20 protein-coding genes are annotated in these 18,207 nt (G+C 69.3%); 7 read left to right on the forward strand and 13 right to left on the reverse strand.

Going from position 1 to position 18,207, the window contains the following annotated elements; genetic code table 11:
* Positions 1-48: 48 nt before the first annotated feature.
* Positions 49-933: an arabinofuranosidase catalytic domain-containing protein gene (locus H4W80_RS35815; RefSeq protein ID WP_225965627.1), complete on the reverse strand. Its 885-nt coding sequence runs from the start codon at positions 931-933 to the stop codon at positions 49-51.
* A gap of 424 nt (positions 934-1,357) precedes the next feature.
* Here H4W80_RS35815 and H4W80_RS35820 point away from each other — a divergent pair, with 424 nt between their 5' ends.
* Complete coding sequence (locus H4W80_RS35820; RefSeq protein WP_192789109.1) at positions 1,358-1,693, forward strand: hypothetical protein; 336 nt, start codon at positions 1,358-1,360, stop codon at positions 1,691-1,693.
* A 147-nt stretch (positions 1,694-1,840) separates the two neighbouring features.
* Complete coding sequence (locus H4W80_RS35825; protein WP_192789110.1) at positions 1,841-2,869, forward strand: S66 family peptidase; 1,029 nt, start codon at positions 1,841-1,843, stop codon at positions 2,867-2,869.
* Between the two features lie 10 nt (positions 2,870-2,879).
* On the opposite strand, the gene H4W80_RS35830 is transcribed toward H4W80_RS35825, so the two are convergent.
* Positions 2,880-4,265 carry an MFS transporter gene (locus H4W80_RS35830; RefSeq protein WP_192789111.1) on the reverse strand — a complete coding sequence of 462 codons (1,386 nt, stop codon included), beginning with the start codon at positions 4,263-4,265 and terminating at the stop codon, positions 2,880-2,882.
* A 65-nt stretch (positions 4,266-4,330) separates the two neighbouring features.
* On the opposite strand from H4W80_RS35830, the gene H4W80_RS35835 reads away from it, so the two are divergent.
* Together H4W80_RS35835 and H4W80_RS35840 are read left to right on the forward strand one after the other, a co-directional pair.
* The gene (locus H4W80_RS35835; protein ID WP_192789112.1) at positions 4,331-5,053 is read left to right on the forward strand and encodes an ArsR/SmtB family transcription factor; all 723 of its coding nucleotides are present in this window, start codon (positions 4,331-4,333) and stop codon (positions 5,051-5,053) included.
* Between the two features lie 205 nt (positions 5,054-5,258).
* Entirely contained in the window at positions 5,259-5,903 is a 645-nt protein-coding gene (locus H4W80_RS35840; protein ID WP_192789113.1) for a class I SAM-dependent methyltransferase, read from the forward strand.
* A 29-nt stretch (positions 5,904-5,932) separates the two neighbouring features.
* Here H4W80_RS35840 and H4W80_RS35845 read toward each other — a convergent pair whose 3' ends face one another.
* Both H4W80_RS35845 and H4W80_RS35850 read right to left on the reverse strand, forming a co-directional pair.
* Positions 5,933-6,517, reverse strand: coding sequence for a hypothetical protein (locus H4W80_RS35845; RefSeq protein WP_192789114.1), 585 nt, complete (start codon positions 6,515-6,517; stop codon positions 5,933-5,935).
* 72 nt (positions 6,518-6,589) lie between these two features.
* The gene (locus H4W80_RS35850; RefSeq protein WP_192789115.1) at positions 6,590-6,991 is read right to left on the reverse strand and encodes a hypothetical protein; all 402 of its coding nucleotides are present in this window, start codon (positions 6,989-6,991) and stop codon (positions 6,590-6,592) included.
* Between the two features lie 94 nt (positions 6,992-7,085).
* Between H4W80_RS35850 and H4W80_RS64710 the strand changes: the two genes are divergently transcribed.
* Both H4W80_RS64710 and H4W80_RS35860 read left to right on the forward strand, forming a co-directional pair.
* Positions 7,086-7,427, forward strand: a complete 342-nt coding sequence (locus H4W80_RS64710) for a MarR family winged helix-turn-helix transcriptional regulator (RefSeq protein ID WP_192793944.1) — start codon at positions 7,086-7,088, stop codon at positions 7,425-7,427.
* Complete coding sequence (locus H4W80_RS35860; protein ID WP_192789116.1) at positions 7,424-7,768, forward strand: ester cyclase; 345 nt, start codon at positions 7,424-7,426, stop codon at positions 7,766-7,768. Before H4W80_RS64710 ends, H4W80_RS35860 begins: the two co-directional genes overlap by 4 nt.
* A 17-nt stretch (positions 7,769-7,785) precedes the next feature.
* On the opposite strand, the gene H4W80_RS35865 is transcribed toward H4W80_RS35860, so the two are convergent.
* Both H4W80_RS35865 and H4W80_RS35870 read right to left on the reverse strand, forming a co-directional pair.
* Positions 7,786-8,580, reverse strand: a complete 795-nt coding sequence (locus H4W80_RS35865; RefSeq protein WP_192789117.1) for a carbon-nitrogen hydrolase family protein — start codon at positions 8,578-8,580, stop codon at positions 7,786-7,788.
* A gap of 10 nt (positions 8,581-8,590) precedes the next feature.
* Entirely contained in the window at positions 8,591-9,322 is a 732-nt protein-coding gene (locus tag H4W80_RS35870; RefSeq protein WP_225963843.1) for an HpcH/HpaI aldolase family protein, read from the reverse strand.
* A gap of 58 nt (positions 9,323-9,380) precedes the next feature.
* Between H4W80_RS35870 and H4W80_RS35875 the strand changes: the two genes are divergently transcribed.
* Entirely contained in the window at positions 9,381-10,061 is a 681-nt protein-coding gene (locus H4W80_RS35875; RefSeq protein ID WP_192789118.1) for a GntR family transcriptional regulator, read from the forward strand.
* On the opposite strand, the gene H4W80_RS35880 is transcribed toward H4W80_RS35875, so the two are convergent.
* The 7 genes from H4W80_RS35880 to cseB all read right to left on the reverse strand — a co-directional run bounded on the left by H4W80_RS35880 (position 10,062) and on the right by cseB (position 18,109).
* Positions 10,062-11,711, reverse strand: a complete 1,650-nt coding sequence (locus tag H4W80_RS35880; RefSeq protein WP_225963844.1) for an ABC transporter ATP-binding protein — start codon at positions 11,709-11,711, stop codon at positions 10,062-10,064. It lies immediately after the preceding gene.
* The gene (locus H4W80_RS35885) at positions 11,708-12,508 is read right to left on the reverse strand and encodes a creatininase family protein (RefSeq protein ID WP_192789119.1); all 801 of its coding nucleotides are present in this window, start codon (positions 12,506-12,508) and stop codon (positions 11,708-11,710) included. Before H4W80_RS35885 ends, H4W80_RS35880 begins: the two co-directional genes overlap by 4 nt.
* 13 nt (positions 12,509-12,521) lie before the next feature.
* Complete coding sequence (locus H4W80_RS35890) at positions 12,522-13,391, reverse strand: ABC transporter permease (RefSeq protein WP_192789120.1); 870 nt, start codon at positions 13,389-13,391, stop codon at positions 12,522-12,524.
* A 2-nt stretch (positions 13,392-13,393) separates the two neighbouring features.
* Positions 13,394-14,338 (reverse strand): ABC transporter permease, encoded by a 945-nt coding sequence (locus H4W80_RS35895; RefSeq protein ID WP_192789121.1) that lies wholly within the window; start codon positions 14,336-14,338, stop codon positions 13,394-13,396.
* Positions 14,335-15,831, reverse strand: a complete 1,497-nt coding sequence (locus H4W80_RS35900) for an ABC transporter substrate-binding protein (protein WP_225963845.1) — start codon at positions 15,829-15,831, stop codon at positions 14,335-14,337. The genes H4W80_RS35895 and H4W80_RS35900 overlap by 4 nt, the downstream gene beginning before the upstream one ends.
* 272 nt (positions 15,832-16,103) lie before the next feature.
* Positions 16,104-17,390, reverse strand: a complete 1,287-nt coding sequence (locus tag H4W80_RS35905; RefSeq protein ID WP_192789123.1) for a sensor histidine kinase — start codon at positions 17,388-17,390, stop codon at positions 16,104-16,106.
* On the reverse strand, positions 17,390-18,109 hold the full coding sequence (gene cseB / locus H4W80_RS35910; protein ID WP_192789124.1) for a two-component system response regulator CseB: 720 nt from the start codon (positions 18,107-18,109) through the stop codon (positions 17,390-17,392). Before cseB ends, H4W80_RS35905 begins: the two co-directional genes overlap by 1 nt.
* Between the last annotated feature and the right edge of the window lie 98 nt (positions 18,110-18,207).

The raw sequence follows: 18,207 nt of genomic DNA on the forward strand, positions 1-18,207 counted from the left end.
CGCTCACCGGATTGCCGCCCCCGGCGCGGGCCGGGAGCGGCGGCGGGGTCACTTGTAGCCGGCGGCGACGATGTTGGCCTGGACCGCGTTCTCGGTGGCGTCCGTCGGATAGCCGGAGGTCATCACGCCTTCGTAGAAGGTGCCGGCGGAGCTGTTGCAGTTGTCGCCGCCGATGCCGAGGATGATGGCCCCTTCCTTCTTCATCGGGTTGTAGCCCGCGGCGTTGGGGCGTGCGCCGTTGTAGTAGGTGGACAGGTTGCCCGACTGGGCGTTGCCGGCCCGGATGGACCAGTGGTTCGGCTCGCCCTTGACGATGGCGGTCAGGTAGCGGTGGCTGACGGTCGGGTTGCCGGCGTTGTAGCCGGGGTTCGCGCCGGAGAACAGGCCGTTCTCCAGGCCGGCCATGACCCAGGGGCCGTTGCCGGTGCCGTAGCCCCAGACCTTGATGTTGCCGAAGTAGATGGCCTCCATGGTGCCGTTGCCGTTGTCGCGGCTGTTGGTCTCGGCGTTGCCGTAGTCGAAGCAGCAGCCGCCGTTGTAGTGCGTGCCGTCGAAGACGGCGTACAGGCCTTCCGGCTGGTCGCCCCTGGCGATGCCGTTGGTGTTGTTGTTGCGGTAGCCGGTGCCGGGGGCCACGAACACGCCGTACGCCTTGTGGCCGTTGATCGTGGTCGGTGCCGCGGTCGCGTTCGCGAGGTTGTCGTATCCGCCCGCGCTCAGGACGCCGATGTTCTGCGTGGTGTTGTCCGAGGAGCGGCGTACCTGGTGGAGCGAGCCGTTGTAGGACCCGTACAGAGCACGGGTCGTGCTGTGCGCCGCCACACACGGCGTGCCGCCCGAGGCGTAGAGGTCACACGGCTGGTTCGACGACGGCGGCGGCGTGACGGTGGGGCTGGGGGTGGAGACGCCGCCGGTGCAGGTGACGCCGTTCAGGGCGAAGCTCGACGGACGGTCCCCGGCGGAGAGCGATTAGTCAACGAGCCCGGATTCCCGGGCTTCCGGACCCCCGCTGAGCTGGGGCTCGGCACCTGGACGAACCGGTCGGAGCCGAAACTTTCACCCGTTTATTCGGAAACGATCGGTAGATCGCTCGGGGCTCCTGGGACAGATGGGCCCAAACACAAAAATCGTGATTACATACGACCCTTGGGCTTTGACGTGCTATTTGCGATTAACGAGGTAACTGAGAATATCTGTATGGGTATGTCCGGTTCCATCTGAGTGTCCGTCGAAATGGCGGATGCCAGGTTCCGGACCGATCTATCCATGAACGGAAACGAGACACGTGAACACCAACAGTCGGCGGACGCGAGGGCGGCTCGCAGCACTAGCTATCACCGGCGCGGTCGCCGGTGTCATGCTTCTTCCACTGGGTCAGGGGGTGGCCTCCGCGACCGCGGCCGGCGGCCCGCCGCCCACTCCTCGTAAGGTGACCCGCGTGGTGCAGCAGGCCGCGCCGAGGGTCGTCACCCACGAGAAGCCCGTCTTCATTCCTCGGCCCATCCGTCAGGGGCGCGAGCGCGTCTTCGTGGACGTGGAGAACCGCAACCGCAACTTCAACAGGCAGGAGCGCCGGCGGAACGTCATGCACCGCCACCACGAGCACCAGGACCACCAGAAGCAGGAGAACGACGGCACCTGGAGCGACAACAACCAGGGCCCGGAGTGGTCGGAAGACACCTCGTCGGAGTGAGGGTTTCTTCCGCTGACACCGCGGCCGGCGCCAGGTGAAAGTGGCGCGCACCTTCTCGGTGACAGCGGACGATCTCGGCGTCGAGGAACAGTGGAGTGGCTTGGTCCATTGTTCCCGACGCCGAACTCGGCGTTAGGCTTCGGCCACATGGATGTGCTCTTTCCTCCCAAGCTGAACGCAGGCGACGTCATACGCGTGGTGGCACCGGCCAGGTCCCGCGCGATGGTGATGGAGCACGATCACAGCGACCTCATCAGGTCCCGGTTCGGCGAGCTCGGCCTGACGCTCTCGTACGGCGCCCACGTCGATGAGCGGGACGCGTTCGACTCCTCCAGCGTCGCCTCCCGGGTCGCCGATCTGCACGAGGCCTTCGCGGACCCGTCGGTGGCGGGGATCCTGACGGTCATCGGCGGCTACAACTGCAACGAACTCCTGCCGTACCTGGACTGGGACCTGATCCGCGCCAACCCCAAGATCTTGTGCGGCTATTCCGACATCACCGCCCTCCAGAACGCCATCCTCGCCCGCACCGGGCTGGTCACCTACTCCGGTCCGCACTGGTCGACGTTCGGGATGCGAGATCACCTCGAGGAGACCCTGCACTGGTTCACCTCGGTCATGTTCGACACCGCTCCGGTCGCGCTGACCCCGGCGGCGCGGTGGAGCGACGATCTGTGGTTCCTCGACCAGGACAAGCGCGAACTGATCCCCAACGAGGGATGGTGGCCGCTGCGGCCCGGCACCGCCGAGGGGCGCATCGTCGGCGGCAATCTGAGCACGCTGAGCCTGCTGCGGGGCACTCCCTACATGCCGTCCCTCGACGGCGCGATCCTGATCGTCGAGGACGACTTCGAGTCGCACCCGCCGAGGTTCGCGCGTGACCTGACGTCGCTGCTGCAGCTTCCCGACGCCCCGAAGATCCGAGGGCTGGCGATCGGACGGTTCCAGCAGGCCAGCGGCATGTCCCGGCTGCTGCTGGAACAGATCATCGCCACCCAGCCGGCGCTGAGCCGCATCCCCGTCCTGGCCAACATCGACGTCGGCCACACCACCCCCTTGGCCACCTTCCCGATCGGCGGCCAGGCCCGGCTCACCGTCACCGTCGGGGGTGGTGACGCCGCCACTGCCACTGACACCGACTCTGGGACGACGAGCCTGACGCTGCTGCGCCACTGACCACCGGGTCTTACGCCGGGCGGAGGGCGAAGACGGCCAATGCGGCGGCGATCAGGAAGCCGAGGCCGCCGACGACGACGTCGGCGTGCAGGCCCGGCACGAGACCGCCGCCCGCGACCAGCGTTCCGACCAGCGCCACCCCGATCGCGCTGCCGGTCTGACGGGCGGCGTTGAACACCGCGGAGGCCGCCCCGCCGAGCTCCGGCGGCGCCGCCTCCATGATCGCCGCGGTGGCGGCCGGCATCGTGAAACCGGTCCCGAAGCCGGTGAGCATCAGCGGTACGAGCAGCGCCCAGTAGCTCGTGCCGGCGTCGGCCGGCAGCCAGCTCAGCAGCCCGATCCCGCCGATGATCAGCCCGTACGCCATCGGCGGGCGCGGCCCGGTGCGCGCGGCGACCCAGCCGCTCAGCGGCGAGGCGATCGGCGGCATCAGGGCCATCGGCAGCATCGCCAGCCCGGTCGCCATCGCGTCGAGGTGCCGTACCTGCTGGAAGTACAGCGGCACGACGAACAGCAGGCCGTAGAAGCCGAGGTTGAGCAGCACGCCGATGGCGGCCGAGGCCGAGAAGCGGCGGCTCGCGAACAGGCCGAGCGGCAGCATCGGCGCGCTCGCCCGGCGTTCGAGCAGCAGGAACGTCGGCAGCGCGAGCACGAACAGGGCCAGCCCGCCCAGCACCACCGGCGAGGCCCAGCCGCGCGCCCCGGCCTCGATCAACGCCGCGGCCAGCCCGGCCAGGCACAACGCCCCGGCCACCTGCGCCGGCGCGTCCAGCCCCCTGCGCTCCGCACGTCCCCGCCCTGTCCGGCCGGGGACGTGCCGTACGGTGAGCAGGACGCCGAGCAGGCCGAACGGGATGTTCACGAAGAACACCGCCCGCCAGCCGATCGCGGACACCAGCACGCCGCCGAGCACCGGCCCGGCGCAGGCGGCGATCCCCGCGACCATGCCCCACACGCCGAACGCCCGCGCCCGAGCACCCCGCTCCGGGTACGCCTCGCGCAGCAACGCCAGCGAGGCCGGCACCATGGCCGCGGCGCCGGCGCCCTGCACCAGCCGGGCCCCGATCAGCGCACCGGCCGACGCCGCCAGCCCGCACCAGGCCGAGGCCACGGTGAACACCGTCAGCCCGGCCAGGAAGACCGGCTTCCCGCCGAGCCGGTCGTTGAGCCCGCCACAGAACAGCAGCAGCCCGGCGAACACCAGCGTGTAGCCGTCGACGACCCACTGCAGCTCGGTCAGCCCGGCGGGCAACCTGGCGCCGATCACCGGGATCGCCACCGTGACCACGGTGACGTCCAGGATGACCAGGAAATATCCAAGGCAGAGCGCGATCAGCGGCGACCAGCCCGCGGTCCGCGAGAGGGACGCGGCCGGCTCTCTCGTTGTACGCGTCATGCGTTCCAGTCTGGGACGGAACTACTACGGTGAACGCCGAACTGTCGTCGTCCTAGACTGGCACCATGTGGAAGACCGCCACGGAGGCCGACATCGCGCACGTCGCGGCGGCCATCGGCGATCCGACCCGGACCAAGGTGCTGCGCGCCCTCGCCGACGGCGGCGTGCTGCCCGCCAGCGCGCTGGCCGCCGAGGCCGGGGTGAGCATCTCCACGATCAGCGGCCACCTGACCAAGCTGCGCGAGGCCAAGCTGCTCACCGTCGAGCACGACGGCCGGCACCGCTTCTACCGCCTGGCCAGCACCGACGTGGCGCGGGCGCTGGAGGAGCTGGCCAGGATCGCCCGGCCGCTGCCGGTCACGTCGCTGCGGGAGGACGTTCGCAACCAGGCGCTGCTGCGCGCCCGGCTCTGCTACGACCACCTCGCCGGGCGGCTCGGGGTGGTGCTGCTGGCCGCGCTGGTGGAGGGCGGCGTGCTCGCCACCGCCGCCAACGGCTACCGGATCACCCCGGCGGCGCTCGGCAGGCTGGGGGAGTTCGGGATCGACGTCGAGGAGTTCTCCCGGCGGCGCCCGGCGATCCGCTACTGCGTCGACTGGGGCGAGCGCCGCCACCACCTCGCCGGCGCGCTCGGCGCGGCCATCGCGACCCGGCTGTTCGCGCTCGACTGGCTGCGCCGCGGCCGGGCCCGCCGGGTCGTCCAGCTCACCGACGCGGGCCGCACCGGCCTCCACGAGACCTTCGGCGTCCCCCTCGACTGGGACACCCCACAAGCCGCACCCCGCTGACCCGGACCGCCCAAAGACGATCTTGCCCTTGGGGTCGGCCGATCCCGCTGAGCTCGTGCGCGCTCTGGCCGCCCGCGCCATCGGCAGGACCACCTCGACACCGGCGGCCCGCAGCGTCGACGGCCGGAAGGTCGCTCATAACCGGCACGAGGCCCGCCGTCATCGGCCGTACGACGGCGTCGGCCAGGGTCTAGAGTCATCCACCGTGACCGAAACCCCCTCCTACCTGACCACGACGGCAGAGGCCTACGACGCCGTCGCCGTCCTGTACGCCGAGCTTTTCCATGATGCACTCGACCGCCAGCCCCTGGACCGCGCGGCGCTCGCCCCGTTCGCGGAGCTCGTGCGGACCGGCGGTGCCGGGACCTTGGTCGCCGAGGTCGGATGCGGCCCCGGCCACATGACGGCGCACCTCCGGGACCTGGGGCTGGACGCCTTCGGCATCGACCTGTCCCCAGTAATGATCAAGCTTGCCCGTGAGGCCTACCCTGACCTGCGCTTCGAGGTCGGTTCGATGGACGCCACCGACCTGGCCGACGGGGAGCTGGGCGGCATCCTGTCCTGGTATTCCATCATCCACACTCCGCCGCAAGAACTGCCGCCGTACTTCGCCGAGTTCCACAGGGTGCTGGCCCCGGGCGGCTACCTCCTGCTCGGATTCTTCGACTCCGAGGGCGGGCCGGTGATGGAATTCGATCACAAGGTGACGCTTGCCTATCGCTGGCCGATCGACGGCCTGGCCGAACTGGCGCGCGAGGCAGGCTTCGTCGAGGTGGGACGAATGCTGCGCGAGCCCCAAGAAGACGAGCGGCAGTTCCGCCAAGGCCGTCTGCTGATGCGTAAGCAGTAGCTCCCACAGGCGGCCGGCGGCCCGCGCTCCTACGGCGGGCCGCATGCCACCTCGATGTGCCGAATGACCAGCAGCAGATCCCCCGAGCACCCAAGTCGCTCAAGCTCGCGCACCCGGCCACCGAGGACTTCGCGCCGCGCTGCCGTGAGTACGCCGCCGGAATCCAGACACTCGCTGACGCAGCTGCTGATCTCTATGAGAACCGGATCTGTGGAAGGCAGCAGGAAAGGTAAGCGCCGCCGATGCCAGAACCACAACGCGTGCAGCGCCGCTTCCCGTGGAGCGCCGTACCAATACCAGCGAGCCTGAAGGTTCGGATTGGAGTCCCCAGCACGCGGAGACCGCCGACCACGCCTTTTGGCCTCCCGGCGCCTGGTCGCATAAGCCTCTAGCTCGACGCGCAGGGCGGCGCGGCTGCTCTCGATGATGTCGAGAGCACGGAGCAGCGCCGCCCCGTCGCGTTGGAACGTCCCCGCCTGCGACTCGAGAAAACTCAGCGTCGCCTCGAACCCGAGAGGCCGATGCAATTGCACGCAGGAACGGAAAGCAGACACCCGCCACCGATAAGGCAAGGCAGGGTCACGCACCCTACGGGCGAAATTGCCGAAGCTCACCAGAAAAGGTTAGCCAGCCGCTCGCCTGGCGATCAGAGATGAGAGACGACGGATGCCGGCCGAGGTCGCGGATCAGGAGCAGCGCGCGACCCGGGTCACGGAGTACGGCTTGTAGGCGGCGGCGTAGAACTTCTTCTTGCCCTTGGTGTTGCCGTTGACGGTCATGCAGCGGTACTTGGCGGCCTTGTCGCCGACAGAGCCCTTCCTGACGAACATGATCTTGACACTGACCTTGTGGCTGCAGTGGTTGTTGAAGTAGATGGTCGCGGTCGTGTTGCCCTCGCCCCAGGAGTAGTTGGCCCACTTGCCCTTGGGCTTGGAGCAACTGACGCTGTCGCGCTCGATCCCAGCCCGGGCCGACGCCGCGCCGGCCTTCGTCGCGGTGGAGGCCGCGCTGGCCGGTGCCGAGGACAGCAGCAGGGCGGCTGCGGCGGCGGTGCCGAGGAGAACGGATGCGAGCTTCGTGCGAGTCATGCTTCAACCTCATAAAGGTAAATGAATCTTGACAAAACCACCATAGTGGTCGTCCGAATCACGAGTAAAGCCTCCCCCTCACCATCCGTAGAACATCCGGTTACGCAGCGAAGGGCCGCCCTGTCTATCTCGGGACGGCGAGACCAGCCACAGCGACCTGCGCCGGACGCTGGGCATCGACGGTGCGAGCGTTACCCGGCTGGTCAAGGAGTTCGAGGCCGAAGGGCTGGTCGGTCGTCGCCTGGACCCGGCGGACAACCGCTACACCCTGTCTGCGCTGACTTCCGCCGGCGAGCGGGTCGCGGCCGATCTGGAGCGATCGCATCAGACGTACCAGGAACGGCTCCTCGATGGCGTCACCCCGCAGCAGCAGGAGATCGTGCTGGGGGTTCTACGCCGCATCCGCACCAACATGATCGAGCAGGAGAGCCGATGACCGAAGACGTGCGGGCCGCCGCCCGGCGCATGTACGCGGCGTTCAACGCCCACGACCACGCCGCCACGGCGGAGATCTTCACCGCGGACTTCTACAGCCACCCCCTGGACACGACCGGGCCCGAGAGCGTCACCCGGTCGTGGCAACGGTTCCACGAGACATTCCCGGATGCCCGGGTCGTCGTCGAGGACATGGTCGTCGAAGGGGACACGGCCGCCGTCCGTACGAGCGTGCACGGCATTCCCGGCCGGCAACCACCGACCATGCTGGAGATCTTCCGCGTGCGTGACGGACGTATCGCCGAGCTGTGGGGGCTGTCGTCGCTGCGACGCGACTCCTGATGCAGTGGTGGCGGAGCTCAGGCGGGCAGCACCTTGAAGCGGCGGTTGGCCAGGCTCGGGTTCTTGGCGCGTACGGAACGCAGCCGCTCCGCGCCGATGACGGCCGACGCCACCCCCGGGGCCTCGCCCGCCGACGCCACCACCGTGCCCATCGGGTCCACGACCGCGCTCTGCCCGGTGCAGACGGGGCCGGTCTGGCCGCTGGCCAGGACGTAGGCGGTGTTCTCGATCGCGCGGGCGCGGACCAGCGTGATCCAGTGGTCCTCCTTGGCGGGCCCGGCGACCCATGCGGCGGGTACGACGAAGGCCTCGGCCCCGGCGTCCACCAGGAACCGGGCCATCTCCGGGAAACGCAGGTCGTAGCAGGTCAGCACGCCGAACGTGAGGTCGTCCAGGGTGAAGACGAGCGGCTCGGGGGCGTGCGCCTGCACCCGGTCGGACTCGCGGTAGCCGAAGGCGTCGTAGAGGTGCACCTTGCGGTAGACGCCGAGCAGGTCGCCGTTCGCGTCCACGGCGAGCACGGTGTTGCTGGGCTTGCCGTGCTCCCCGGCGGGCGCCTCGGTCATGCCGGCGACGACGGCGATGCCGTGCTGCTTGGCCAGCGCGCCGATCGCGGTCGCGAAGGGTCCGTCGAGGGGCTCCGTGTGGGGGACGATGTCGGCCGTCACGTCCGGGTTGGAGTACATGGCGTTCTCCGGCAGGACGACGAGCCGCGCCCCTTGGGCCGCCGCCTGCTCGATCAGCCCGGTGGCGGCGTCGAGGTTGGCGGACTTGTCGGTGGTGGCGCTGAACTGTCCGACGGTGACGAGCATGCCGTATCTCCTAGTGGGTGAGTTCGTGGGTCTGGTCGAGCGCGGCCTTGAAACCGGCCATGATGGCGCCGTGCTCCATGGTCAGGACGAGTTGGTCGGCCCCGTTCTCCAGGGCGAACGCCTTCTCCTCCGGCGACCACGCGGGCAGCACCCAGGGTTTGCCCGCGGCGCGGGCCGCGTCCGCCACGATCTTGAGGTCGGCGAAGTCCCCCTCCGAGCGGGAGTAGGCGCCCCGGCCGCGGCGGATGGACAGGTCGCTGGGGCCGACGAAGACGCCGTCGACCGTGTCGAGCGCGAGGATGGCGTCGATCTCCTCGATGGCGCCCGCGTCCTCGATCATCGGGTAGACGCGGGTCTCGCGATCTTGGCGTACGATCCACTCGTCGTCGAACCCGCCGTACCGCGCCGTTCGTCCGCCCGCGAAGCTTCTGTCGCCCCGAGGGGGAAACTTCCCGAAGGCGCAGACGGCGGCCGCGTGCGCGGCGCCCTCGATGTGGGGCACGACGACGGCGGTGGCGCCGAAGTCGAGGGCCTGCTGGATCGGCCCCCGCTCGGGACCGAGCACCTTGGCCAGCACCTCCAGACCGAGACCACGGAGGAACGGGATGAAGCGTTCGAGGTCGGCCAGGTCGAAAGAGCCATGTTCGATATCGAGGACCACCGCGCCGTAGCCCAGGTCGGCCACGATCTCGCCTGCGGCGAAACTCGGACCGGACAGCCAGGCGGCGTATCTCCGCTGCAACGGATACTCCTTCTCACGTTTAATATACGCTGTGTATACACACGAGCGTGGGGGTGGCATGAACTGGGAACCGGACATCGCGCCGGCGACTACCGCGGGCGAGCGCGCCTATCGATGGACGCGCGAGGCGATTCTCGGCGGCCGGTTTCCCGAGGCGTCCTTCCTGGAAGAGAAGCTGGTCTGCGACGAGGCCGGCGTGTCGCGCACTCCCGTCCGTGAGGCGTTCCACCGCCTGGCGGCCGAGAAGTACATCGACCTCCTGCCCAGGCGCGGCGCGCAGGTGCGCAGCGTGACGGCCGCCGAGCTGTTCGAGACGTACGAGATGCGCCTGGTGCTCGAGATCCACGGCTTCCGGATCCTGTGCGACAAGAAGACCGACATCCCGCAGGAGCTGTCGGCGCACCTGGACCTGATGGAAGACCCGGACATGATGGCGCGGTGCAGAGCGGGCGAGCGCGACGCGATCGCCGAGCACGCCAAGATGGACTTCTTCTTCCACTTCGCGTTCGTCAGGGCGACGGGCAACACCGTGCTGACCGACCTGTTCAGCAGCCTCCAGCCACGGCACCAGCGGATCGGGGTCAGCGCCGTGGCGGCGCGCCCCGACCGGCTGGCGGTCATCAACCCCGAGCACCGCACCCTGCTCGCGGCCCTGACTATGCACGACTTCGACACCGCCGAACGCACCCTGCGCAACCACCTGCGGCCCGACGAGCGGGTGGTCTCCCACCTGAGGTGATCACCTGGCGATCGCCCGCCACAGCTCGCGGCGCTCGGCCTGCTCGGCGGGGTCGGGCACCGGGGCCGCCGCGACCAGCCTCCTGGTGTAGTCCGTCTGCGGATCGTTCAGCACCTCGCGGGCCGGGCCGTGCTCGACCATCCGCCCGTGCTGCAGCACGGCGACGTCGTGCGAGAGCAGCTCGACCACGCCCAGGTCGTGGCTGATGAACAGGCAGGAGAAACCGAGCCTGTCCTGCAGTTCCTGGAACACCCGCAGCACCGTGGCCTGCACGGAGACGTCCAGCGCCGAGGTGGGCTCATCGGCGATGAGCAGCTCGGGCTCCAGCGCCAGCGCGCGGGCGATCCCGACGCGCTGCCGCTGGCCGCCCGACAGCTCGTGCGGGAACCTGCCGGCCCAGCTCCTGGGCAGCTCCACCTGGTCGAGCAGCTCCAGCACCCGCTCGCGGACGGCGGCGCGGCCCGCGTACCGGTTGATGATCATCGGGGCCGCGATCGAGTCGCCGATCGACCGGCGCGGGTCGAGCGAGGACCCCGGGTCCTGGAAGACCATCGAGTACTTCCTGCGGAACCCGCGCAGCTCCCTGGCGCCGAGCCCGGTCACGTCGCGCCCGCAGATCTCGATCGTGCCGGACGTGGCGCGGACCAGCCCGACGATGGCCCGGCCGATCGTGGACTTGCCCGAACCCGACTCGCCCACCAGGCCGAGGACCTTCCCCTTCCCGATCTCGAAGCTGACGTCGTGTACGGCTTTGAACCCTTTGCGGCCCAGCCGTCCCGGGTACTCGACCTGGAGCCCGGCGACCCGCAGCGTGGCGCCCTGCGGCGTGTCGCCGCCGGCCGGAGCCGGCTCGGCCTGGCCGCGCCGGGGCACCGCGGACAGCAGCTTGGTGGTGTACTCGTGCCGGGGTTCGGCGAACAGCCGGGCGACCGGGGCCTCCTCCACGACCTCGCCCTGCTTCATCACCACGACCCGGTCGGCCAGGTCGGCGACCACGCCCATGTCGTGGGTGATGACCACGACCGCCGAGCCGAGATCCTTCTGCAGGCGGCGCAGCAGCTCCAGGATCTCCGCCTGCACCGTGACGTCGAGGGCCGTGGTCGGCTCGTCGGCGATGATGACCTCGGGCGACCAGACGATCGCCATCGCGATCATCGCCCGCTGCCGCTGACCGCCGGAGAGCTGGTGCGGGTAGCTGTCGATCCGCGACTCCGGCTCCGGGATGCCGACCTTCCTCAGCAGCTCCAGCGTGCGCGAGCGGGCCTCGGCGGCCGGCACGCGCTCGTGGCACTGGATCGCCTCGATGATCTGCTCGCCGATGGTGTAGACGGGGTTCAGCGCGGTCATCGGCTCCTGGAAGATCATGGCGATCCGCTTGCCGCGGATGTCGCGCAGGGCCTCCTCGCCGAGGTCGAGCAGCTCGGTGTCGCCGTACCGGATGCTGCCGCGCCGGCGCGCGTTCTTGGCCAGCAGGCCGAGCACCGACATCGAGCTGACGGACTTGCCCGAGCCGGACTCCCCGACGAGCGCCACCACCTCGCCCTTGGCGACCGCGAAGCTGACGTTCTTGACGGCGGGCACCCATTCGCCCGCGATCTGGAAGTCCACCGAGAGCCCCTCGACCGAGAGGATCGGCTCCACGGGTGTCATGCGTCCACCGAGGTGTTCCGGTCGTATTCCTTTATGTAGGCGGAGCAGAAACCGATCACTCGCTCGATCCAGATCTCGCCTGTCTTCGCGCTGCCGAGGCTCACGTCGCCGGTGCAGCCGGTCGCGCTCACCTCGGAGAAGTCCCACAGGACGGTCCCGCGCACGTCGTGGCCCGGGATCGCCGCCTCCGTGTAGCTCGTCGGGGTCCACCCGCTGCTCGACGCCAGGCCGCCCGCGACCGCCAGCTCGCTCTGGACCTGGTCGGGGAACATCGCGAGCATCGCCGAGTGCTCGGGCTCCGCGCCGTGGCCGTACGCCTTGGCCGGGTCGTCGTACACGTCCCGCATGAGCGCGTAGCCGAGCTGCCACGGGTACAGGTGGCCGACGAGGACGCCCAGGTCATGACGTGCCTGGAGGCCGGCGTCGATGACGGGCCCGACGTTGCCGCCGTTGTTGTTGATGATGATCACGCGGCGGAAGCCGGACTGCACGAGGGCCTCGATGATCTCGTACGTGACAGCGCGCAGCGTCGCCGGGCTCAACGAGAGGTTGCCGTTGAAGCCACGGAAGACCCCGGAGTGACCGTAGTGGAGGGCGGGCGCGACATAGCACCCGTTCTCCTTCGCCAGCTTGTCGGCCACCCATTCCGCCACGATGGAGTCCTCGTGGATCGGCAGGTGAGGGCCGTGCTGTTCGACCGCGCCGATCGGCAGCAGGATGATCGGATCCCGTTCCGCCAGCTCCTTGACCTGGGTCCAGGACAGCTCGCCGAGCCTGTGGGTGGAAGGGAGGGTCATGAATGCGTTCCTTTCAGTTGGTGCCACGGCGGCGCGGGTCGAGCAGGTCGCGGATGCCATCCCCGAACACGTTGAGCGCGAGGACGACGAGGATGATGAGCACGGACGGGTAGAGCAGCAGCGTCGGCTGGACCTCCAGGAAGTCGCGGCCCGAGCCGACCATCGTCCCGAGCGAGGGCAGGGGCGGCTGCGCGCCGAGGCCGAGGAAGCTCAGCCCGGCCTCCATCTGGATGGCGAAGCTCACCGACAGGCTGAGCTGGACGATGATGGGCGCCGCCACGTTCGGCAGGATCGTCCCGACGAGGATTCCCGCGGGGCGCGCGCCCATGATCTTCGAGGCTTCGACGTACTCCACGTTCCGGATGGCCAGGACCTGCGTGTAGACGATCCTGGTGAACCTCGGGATGTACAGGACGCCGATCACCAGGACGACGTTGACCAGGGCCGGCCCCATGATCGCCACCACCGCGATGGCCAGCACGATCGGGGGGAAGCTCAGCAGGACGTCGATGCCGCGCATGATGATCGTCGAGGCCCAGCGGCCGACGTACCCGGCCACGAGCCCGAGCGCGACCCCGATGACCGCCGCCACCAGCACCGCCGACAGCGCCACCCCGAGCGACACCTGGAGCCCGACCAGCAGGCGGGACAGGACGTCGCGCCCGAAGTCGTCGATGCCGAGCACCGAGGCCGAGGTCAGCGGCTTGCCGACGATGTCGCGGTAGTCGTACGGCGCGATCAGCCTGGCGAACAGCGTGACGATCGCGACCAGCAGCAGGAAGGCGCCCGCGACGGACGTCCTGCGGTTGGACAGCATGCGCCGCAGGAAGGTCCTCCTGCCGGCGCTCTCGATCGCAGGCGCGCCTGACAGCACAGTGGCCATGATCAGTTGTCCTCCGCCCGGGGGTCGAGTGCCCTGGCGACCAGGTCTCCGACCAGGTTGACCAGGATGACGATGGTGGCCGCGGCGAGGACGACGGCCTGGATGACGGGATAGTCGCGCTGCCCTACGGCGTTCATGAGCAGGGAGCTCATCCCCGGCCACCCGAAGATGGTCTCCACCAGGACCGTGCTCCCGATCAGCGTCGTCAGCTCGACCGTCGTCGCGGAGACGACGGCGAGCAGCGCCGTACGCAGCGCGTGCCGGTTGATGACGTGCTTCTCGACCAGGCCCTTCGCCCGTGCCGTACGGACGTAGTCGGCGTTGAGCGTCTCCAGCATCGACGCCCTGGTCATCCTCGTCACCACCGCGCACGAGGCCGCCGTCAGCGTGGCCACCGGCAGGATGAGGATCTGCAGGTGGGCGAGCGGATCCTCGAACGGCGAGGCGAACCGGCGCGGCGGCAGGATCGGGATGAAGAACGCGAACACCAGCAGCAACAGGGTGCCGATCACGAACACGGGCAGCGAGATCCCGAAGATCGACCCGGCGACCAGCGCGTGGTCCGCCGGCTTGTCGGCGCGCGTGGCGGCGATCCTGCCCAGCACGATGCCGACCACCAGCGAGATCGCCAGCGCGATGAGGACGAGCTCCAGCGAGTTCCCGATCCGGGACGGCAGGTCCTGCATCACCGGGCGGCCGCTGATCAGCGAGGTGCCGAGGTCGCCCTGGAACAGCCGGGTCCAGAACCCGACGAACTGGCTGAAGAACGGCTCTTCGAGGTGCATCGCGGCCCGGGTGGCGGCGATCTGCTCGTCGGTGGCCGCGTCGCCGAGCACCGCCCTGGCCGGATCGCCGGGGATGAGCCGTACCAGGAAGAACACGATGGTTCCGACGAGGAGCAACTGCAGGATCGCCTGGGCGAACCGCTTGGCCAGGAAACGCCTCACGCCGTCTTCTCCATCCAGGTCCGGCGCAGGGCCGTGGCGGTCCAGGCGCCCTTCGGGGGGTGCTCGTAGCCCTTGACGTGGTTGTAGTGGGCCTCGCCCTGCTCGCGGCGGATCGTGTACGTCATCGGGACCAGCTCCAGGGCCCGTTTCTCGACGTCCAGGTAGATCTCGTTGCGCAGGCTCTGGTCGGAGGTCCTGCGGGCCCGGGTCAGCAGCTCGTCGATCTTGTCGTCGGCGAAGTCGAGGTTCTTGGCGAAGGTGCCGGCGCTGCCGATGAAGTCGCCGAGCGAGGCGGGATCGCCGAACTTCGGCGACGTCCCCCACGAATGAACGGGGAAGACCTTGGTCGACACGCTGGAGCGGAAGGTCAGCCACTCCTGCTGGGTGAGGTTCACGTTCAGCCCCGCGGCGCGCAGGCCGGGCAGCATCGCCTGCGCCGGCCTGGCGATGACCGAGTACGAGCTGGTGGTCACCACCGGCAGCGTCAGGCCCTCCTGCCCGGCCTGTTTGAGCAGGAATCTGGCCTGTTCCGGGTCGTAGGGCATGGAGCCGGCGAGCTGGGGCGCGTACGGGGCGAAGGTCTCCGACATCAGCGCGCCGTCCATCGGCCTGCCGTGCCCCAGCAGCGCGGTGTCCAGGACGGACTGCCTGTTGATCGACATCGCGATGGCCTTGCGGACGCGTACGTCGTCGAACGGACGCCGGCTGGTCACGAAGCCGACGAAGCCGAACCCGAAGGTCTTGTCCGAGACGAACCGCAACCGCGGGTTCTCGGAGATGACGCCGACGTGGGTGGCGGGGACGTAGTCGATCATGTCCACGGTCGCGGTGCGCAGCGCCGTCACGCGGGCGTAGTCGTCGCCCATCGGCTGGAAGACGATCCCGTTGAGGTACGGCAGGCCGTCCTCGAAGTAGTTCTCGAACCGGACGAAGGTGGTGCTCACCCCCGGGATGCGCTCCACGAACCGGAACGGCCCGGTGCCCATGACCTGCGTCTTGGTGTTCGCCCCCGACTCGATCCACTTCCTGGAGACGATGTTGGTGGTGGGCGCGGCCAGGGCGAACGGGAAGGCCACGTCGGGCTGCTTGAACCGGAACACCACGGTGGTGGCGTCGGGCGCCTCGACGGAGGCCACCTGGTCGAGCAGCGGCGCCGACGCCGCCGCGGTCGCCTTGTCCATCATGCGGCGGAAGGAGAAGACCACGTCGTCGGCCGTCATCGTGGAGCCGTCGTGGAAGCTGACACCCGGGTGCAGCTTGACCTTGTAGGTCAGCTCGTCGGCCCAGCCGAACTCGCTCGCGAGATCACCGACGATCTCTCCTGCTCCGTTGTACTGGACCAGCCCGTTGTAGGCGAGCTGGCGCAGGTAGTCGGAGGCGCTGCCGCTGGTGAGGTGCGGGTCGAGGTTGGCCGGGTCGGTGGAGAGACCGAAATACAGGACTCCGCCACGGGTCGGGCCGCCGCCACCTCCGCCTGGGCGGATTTCCTGCATCGATAGGGGCAAGGTCTCTGGGCTGCCGCAGGCCGTCAGGGCAGAGGCCCCCAGCGTGGCTACGCTTCCGGCGAGAAATCCTCGCCTGCTGATCACTGCCATGACATCTCCGCCTCGTCAGGGCCTGGCGCTGAGTCGTTGGGGTTGGGGATCCATCAGGTATTGCGTATGTATACATGGCGTTCACACCAGGGTCAACGGGTTGCAGCCAGACGGAATATGCGGTAGCGGTCAGGGCAAAATGCGTTTCCGGACCTTGGCGACTGCTCCGATCAGCGCGGCCGCGGTAATGCCACCGGCCCCTCGGGACGGGTGTAGTCCCGCAGGTGAAGCGTGGCGATCGCGCCGCCGTCCGGGGCGTTGGCGAAGGTGAGCCCGGCGCCGATCACGCGGGCCTGGCCGAGGGCGATCGTCAGGCCCAGGCCGTGGCCCCGGCCGCGCTCCGCCGCGCCGGTGCGGAAGCGCTGCGGTCCGTCTGCCAGCAGTTCGCCGGGGAATCCGGGGCCGTGGTCGCGTACGACGATCGACGTGCCGTCCACGTTGACCTCGACCGGCGGGCGTCCGTGGCGGTGCGCGTTGGCGACCAGGTTGGCGATGATCCGGTCGAGGCGGCGCGCATCGGTGTCGGCGACCGGATCACCGGTCACCTTCAGCCGGACCTGCAATCCCGTACGGCCTACGGACTCCCCGACGACCCGGCTCAGCGGTACCGGAGCGCGATCGGCCCGCTCCGCGCCCGCGTCGAGGCGGGAGATCTCCAGCAGGTCCTCCACCAGCGTCCGCAGCACCCGTACCCGATCTCTGACCAGCTCGGTCGCCTCGCTCTCCGGGAGCAGCTCGGCCGAGATGACCAGGCCCATCAGCGGGGTGCGCAGCTCATGGGCGACATCGGCGGTGAAGCGCTGTTCGGCGAGCAGTCGGTCCCGCAAACTGTCGGCCATCGAGTCGACGGTGGCCGCGATGTCGGAGATCTCGTCGCCGCCCCGGCCGCGCACCTTGCTCCGGGCTCCCAGGTCGCCTTCCGCGATACGCCGCGCGGTCCGGGCCACCCGTCTCAGTCGCCGGTTGGGCAGCTCGGCGGCCAGCGCCGCCAGGGGCACGAGGACGGTGAGCACGGCCAGCGAGGCCATCACGATGTGCCGGTCAAGGGCCTGCAGACTGCGCATCTCGGGGCCCATGTCGATCTGTACGGCCAGCGCCTCGCCGCCGACATGCTGTGCCGCCCACATCCAGGGAGTGTCCGGCCGGCGGTCGTCGTACCAGGTGCTGGACTGCCCGGTGCCCCTGATCTGCTGGAGCAGTACGGGCGGAATCTGTGCGGGGTCCGAATCAGCCGGTGTGCTGCCCGTACGCCGGTAGTCGTCCACCGCGAGCAGGAGCGCGGTGAACGCCCGGTCCCTGCCCAGGCTCATGGAACGCTCAAAGGTGCTCTGGTGGACCAGCACCCCGACGGCCAACGCGACCGCGCAGGACGCCACGGCCACCAGCGCGGCGATCTTCCAGCGCAGCGATCGCCAGTTCAGCAGCCCACGTGCCGCCTGAGCGATGGCGTGTCCCATCAGCGCCGCAGCTTGTAACCGAAGCCGCGGACCGTCTCGATCCGGTCGGGGCCGATCTTCTTGCGCAGCCGCTGCACGCACAGGTCCACGACGCGGCTGTCCCCGTCCCAGCCGTAGTCCCAGACGTTGCGCAGCAGCGTCGGCCGGTCCAGCACGATCCCCGGATTCGCCGCGAACTCCAGCAGCAGGCGCAACTCGGTGGGAGCCAGCGCGACCGGCTCACCGGCCAGGTGCACCTCCAGACCCTGGGGGTCGATGGCCAGGTCCCCGAAGACCAGACGGCCGGGGGCCGGCTCGGGAGTTCGCTCGGGGCCTGGCGCGAAGGAAGCCCGGCGCAGCAGGGAACGGATCCTGGCCACCAGCACGGAGGTCTCGACCGGCTTGACGACGTAGTCGTCGGCCCCGGCCTCCAGACCCGACACCACGTCCAGGGCGTCACCACGCGCGGACATCATCAGGATCGGGTCCATGCTGGACTCCCTGATCTTCCGGCACAGCCCGATGCCGTCCAGCCCCGGCAGCATCACGTCCAGCAGCAGCACGTCGTGCCGCCGCTCCCTGAACAGTTCGAGGCCGGTCAGACCGTCGCCCGCCGTGCTCACGCGATAGCCGTAGCGCTCCAGAGCCAGCCCGACCGCCTTGCGGATCACCTCGTCGTCCTCGACGAGCAGCACAGTGACGGGAGTCGACGGGCTGCTCCCGGCGTCCGAAACCGACATCGCTCCTCGAAAATCGTCGATGACTTGACAAAGGACAATATGTCATCAGTCGTCCATGTTGGGCATGGCCGGATGACTCCTGAGCTGGGCGACTCACG

It is taken from the genome of Nonomuraea angiospora (genome assembly GCF_014873145.1).
Classification (GTDB): domain Bacteria; phylum Actinomycetota; class Actinomycetes; order Streptosporangiales; family Streptosporangiaceae; genus Nonomuraea; species Nonomuraea angiospora.